Annotated in this window: 3 protein-coding genes; all 3 read right to left on the bottom strand. The window is 72.3% G+C overall.

Features of this window, described 5'->3' with window-relative positions:
- Window positions 1–25: 25 nt before the first annotated feature.
- Window positions 26–2,650, bottom strand: a complete 2,625-nt coding sequence (locus tag ACFU7Z_RS36600; RefSeq protein WP_380782368.1) for a hypothetical protein — start codon at window positions 2,648–2,650, stop codon at window positions 26–28.
- Between the two features lie 247 nt (window positions 2,651–2,897).
- Window positions 2,898–3,491, bottom strand: coding sequence for a hypothetical protein (locus tag ACFU7Z_RS36595; RefSeq protein ID WP_049655591.1), 594 nt, complete (start codon window positions 3,489–3,491; stop codon window positions 2,898–2,900).
- 56 nt (window positions 3,492–3,547) lie between these two features.
- Window positions 3,548–4,588: a PstS family phosphate ABC transporter substrate-binding protein gene (locus tag ACFU7Z_RS36590; protein WP_380743236.1), complete on the bottom strand. Its 1,041-nt coding sequence runs from the start codon at window positions 4,586–4,588 to the stop codon at window positions 3,548–3,550.
- Window positions 4,589–4,654: the final 66 nt, after the last annotated feature.

Genomic DNA, 4,654 nt, shown 5'->3' with positions numbered 1-4,654 from the left:
CGGCGGCCCCGCCGAGCGCGGGTTCCTACTTGCGGCGCAGTCGCGACCACTGGGCGCGGGCGCCGGTCAGCACCTTCGCCCCGGCCGGGGTACCGCCCAGGACCAGCGCGGCCGGTCCTCCGACCAGCAGCACCAGGCCGGCGATCAGCGCGACGGGCAGCAGCAGGCGGGCGGTGCCGGGACGGTCGGGCACCGGGGTGCCGACCGGGGCCGCGGCGATCGCGTTGCCGGAGGGCGCGGCGCCCGCGCCGGGCTTGGCGCCGCCGGCCGCGCCGGGAGCCGCGGCACCGCCGGCCGTGCCGGTCCCGGTGGAGCCGGTGCCGGAGAGGCCGCCGCCGGACAGGCCGTCGGAGGAGCCGAAGCCGGTGCCGCCGGAGTTGCCGTCGGCGGTGGTGCCGCCGGTGCCGGAGCCGCTCACCGGGGTGGTGCCGTCGCCCGTGCCGCCGGAGCCGGAGGAACCGTTGCCGCTCTCCGGGGTGCCCGGCTCGCCGCCGGGCGGAGGGGCGGTCTGGTTGCCGGGCAGTTTGCCGTCCTGGGCCGCGACGTGCTGCACGGCCTCCTGGGCCTGCTGCCGCTGGGCGCCGGTCAGCGCGAGGTAGCCCTGGGCGAGCTGCCCCGGCGCGAGGCCGTAGGTCTGGCCGTCGGTGGTCACGGTCTTGAGGAACTGCGAGATCGACGCGGCCTTCTCGGCGGGCACGCCGCCGGTCGGCACCATCGCGTACTGCACCGCGGTCAGCGGGTACGCCCGCTGGTCACGCGAGAACGCGGTGTCCGGCGTGCCGTAGGGCAGCTGCTGGACCCCGGTGGCGGCGTCGGTCGGCATGTCGCCGACGGCGGCCTGGAAGCCGGCCGTGCCGGGCGACACGAAGGAGCCGGCCGGGTTGAGCAGCGAGGCCTCGGGGAGCGAGAAGGCCTTGGCCTGGCCGGTGTCCATGATGGCGAGCAGCGACCGCTGGCCGGGGATCTGCGTGGCACAGGCCTTGTGGCTGCCGTCCGACTCGGTGTTCGGCTGCTGGCAGTTCGGCTGGTACTGCATCAGGTTGCGCGCGACCCGCCCGAGACCGTCGAGCGAGGGGTTCCACTCGTACTGCTTCCAGTGCTTGAAGTCGACTCCGGCACTGCCCTGCGCGGGCCCCGAGTAGTCCTGGACCTGGAACGCCTCCGCCGGGTAGCCGGCGAACTTCGGCTTCAGGTAGAAGCTGTCGACGCGCATGCCCCACTGGTCCGGCTCACCGTCGAGGAAGCGGCTCGCGTCCGGATCGGCGGCGAACCACGAGGTCAGCTGGTAGGTGAAGTCGGTGGTGCCACCGGGGACACCGGGGTAGATCGTCAGGGTGCCGCCGCAACTCGTCGGCCAGTGGATCCCGTTGGCCGCCGTCTCCGGGTTCAGCTGCTTGAACTCGGGGTCGGTGAACAGGCAGTTCGGGTTGCCGGCCACCGAGGGGATGCTCGTCCCCGGTGAGGCGTAGGACTGGGTGAGCAGCTTGGCGACCAGCCGGGCGTTCAGCTTCATGTCGCGGATCTGCCGCCCGGTCTTCGGGTCGTCGATCAGGTACGTGACCGAGATGCCGGTCGTCGCGAGCGGGGCGTAGACGTACGGACGGGTGGGCGGCGAGCGGTCGGGCCGCGCCGTCAGCGCGACCTCCGTGCTGCTGCTGCCCCCCAGGAACGCGGCACGGGCCTGCGGCTCACCACCGGAGGGGACGTAGCCCACGGTCATCGGCGAGTCGCCCAGGCACAGGCCGGCCCGCCACTGCTGCATGGCCCGGTTGGCCATCTCCAGACCGGCGGCACCGAAGGCCTGGTTGCTCACCGTGCAGGAGTCCGCCGTGGGCGCGAAGGACAGCGGGACCACCGTCCGGTGCTGCCAGGCGCACTGCTCGCTGGTCCGGTTGCCCGTCTTCCAGTTCTGGTTGCCGGGGGTCATGATCCCGTCGGCGGCGGTGTAGCCGTCCGGGTCGGCGTCCAGGTCGTGGAACTCGCAGTCGGCCTTGCCGTCGAGGACCTGGAAGAGGTCCAGCGGGTCGCCGCCGTAGTTCGGCTCGACCACCAGGGAACAGGGGTGGGTCGCGTCACAGCCGAGCGTGGAGCTCTCCTTCGCGCTCCACACCTCGATCGAGGCGCTGCCCGAGCCGTCCGGGCCGGTGGCGGCGATCACCTGGTTGGTGGGCCACTCCGGCACCTCCGTGCGCGTCGGCCGGGGCGGCTGCTCGAAGCCCTTCGTCCGGTCGCCGCCGTAGAGGGTGCTGCCGTAACAGTCCGTCACCGCTGGGTCGGTGCCCCGGCACTGGTAGATCCGCACCGCGTAGAGGATGTGGGTCGACAGCGACTGCGCCGTCGGCGCGGGATCGTTGGTGCCCAGGTAGACCGTCGGGGTGAAGCCGCTCCAGGACACCTGGAGGACCTGGTTGGTCAGGTTCGCCGTCTGGGAGACGGTCACGCTGCCCTCGGTGCCGTACTTCTTGGCGGACGGAATCCAGACCTTCGGGCCCGGGACGGTCACCGCCGAGTCGGCGTGCGCCTGTGGCGCCGCGCCCAACCCGATCGGAATGACGGCGAGCGCCGCCACCACGGCCTTGGCGAGGACCAGGGCCGGTAGTCGACGGCGCCACCTCCCTGGGCCTCTCGGGTCGGGTACGCGGTTTCTCATGGCGAGGCCTCCGGGAGATGCGGGCCGCCGAGGGAGGCGGCACGAGGGCGTCGATCGCGCTGGGGACGGACGGTTCCGTGCGTACTATTCGGCCAGCCGGACATGGCGGGATCCGGTCGACCAGATGTACGAGACCACAACGCGACGACTCCGTACCGGAGTTGGGAACTCCGCAAGCGAAGGGCCCGCGCCGAGGCGCGGGCCCGCCGACCTGCGGTTCAGTACCGGGTGAGCGGTACCGGGTGGTTCAGTGCGCCGGGGTGTAGGACAGCGCGAGCTTGCCGATCTTCTGGCCGGCGGTGAAGTAGCCGGTGCCCAGCTTGGTGTCGAGGTACTGCGCGCCGGCCGCGTCCACCTCGAAGCTGGAGGAGGTCAGGTTCTGGGTGAGGCCGCTGCGGGTGATCACGTTGTCGCCGGACGGGTCGAGCAGCGGGACCGGCGTGGTCGAGCCGTTCGGAACGGCGGTGAAGTAGCCGTTGTCGACCGAGAAGTCGAGCTGCTTGAAGGCCACGCTCTTGCCGGTCTTGAGGTTCAGGAAGAGCAGGCCGCCACCGAACTGCACGTCGCCGTAGAAGTTCGGGATGTTCGCGGCGCCGCCGGTCACCGGAAGCGTCACGGTGAGGCCCGCCGTCTGGTCGTACGCCGGGTCCGCGGGCTGGAGCGGGATGATCACGATGCCGTTGAGCGCGGCGTTCGTCAGGAAGTTGACGTCGGTGGTGATCACGGCCTGGCCGGCGGCCGGGGTGGTGGCCGTGTCGGCGGCGGCGACGCCGCTCACGGCGGTCAGGGAGAGGACGACGGCGGCACCGGTAGCGGCCAGGCGGGCGCTGATGCGGGACATGCTGGACTCCTTGGGAGAGGGAGAGGTGATGTGCGGGTGGTGCGGTTCGGCGGGGCTCAGGAGTGGGTGACGGAGCCGCAGGCGATCTGCGGCAACGGGACGAAACCGGACTTCCTGATGGCGTCCGCGCCGTTGCGGCAGATCCAGCCACCGCGGCCGAAGATGCCGCGCAGCGCGGCACCACGGGTGTTGTCGGCGTACAGCTCCGCGTCGCGCAGGACGTTCGACAGCACGACCCCGTACGGCGCCGTGACGGCGGAGGCCGAGATCGTCCTGGTCTGCGGGTCGATGGGCGCGATGCCGTCGACGGACCTCAGGGTCAGGGCACCCGGCACGTCCTCACCACCGCCCTGCCCCTGGTACGCCTGGCCGATGTAGTAGCCCGTCGAGTAGGGGATCAACGCGTCGGGGTCGGCCAGGACCGGGTCGCTGCCCTGGTTCTCCCGGATGCCGCTGGTGACGCAGGCACCGGGGGTGACCGCGTAGCCGCGACCGATCGTGAGCAGGAAGTGCGCCCTCAGACCTGTCCCGGACGGGGGAAGGTAGGCCTTGATGGTGGCGTTCGGCAGCGCCGGGTCGATCTGGTTCCAGGTGGTGACCGCGCAGGTGTAGATGTCCTTCAGGTTCCCGGTGCTCAGGTTCGCCGGGGCGTTGCCGGTGGCCGGGGCGGCCCAGGCGACGGCGTCCCAGGCGATGGCCACGAAGTCGTCCGTCGAGAGGTCGTCCTGCTGCGGGCCGCGTGACGCGCGGGCGAAGTCCACGGTGGTGCCGGTGCGGCCGTTCAGCGCGACCATGCCGGCGTGCTGGTCCGCGGGCCGGGCGATCGTCGTGGCACCCGACTTGGTGGTGATGGTCCCGCTCGGGCGCGTGTCCCAGCTGTACAGCCTCGGTGTCGCCGGATCCGTCAGCGAGGCGTTGTAGCCGCTCGCGATCCGGTTCATCAGGATCTGGGTCGTCCCGTCGCCGACACCCACGACGTCGACGGCACGCGGTGTGACACCGGCCGCCGGGTCGGCGAGCGCGGTACCGCCGACGGTGGTCGTCGCCAGGACGGCGATCGCGGCGGCACCGCCCAGCATGGTCATGGCCCTGCGCATCGGCCCGCCTCCGGCGTCCGGTCGTGGTGAGGGTGGCCCGGCGGCCGCGGGGCGAGGCCCCGCGGC

The sequence above is a fragment of the Kitasatospora sp. NPDC057518 genome, assembly GCF_042802075.1.
GTDB lineage: Bacteria > Actinomycetota > Actinomycetes > Streptomycetales > Streptomycetaceae > Kitasatospora.
This window is presented reverse-complemented; position numbering and strand designations above follow the sequence as displayed.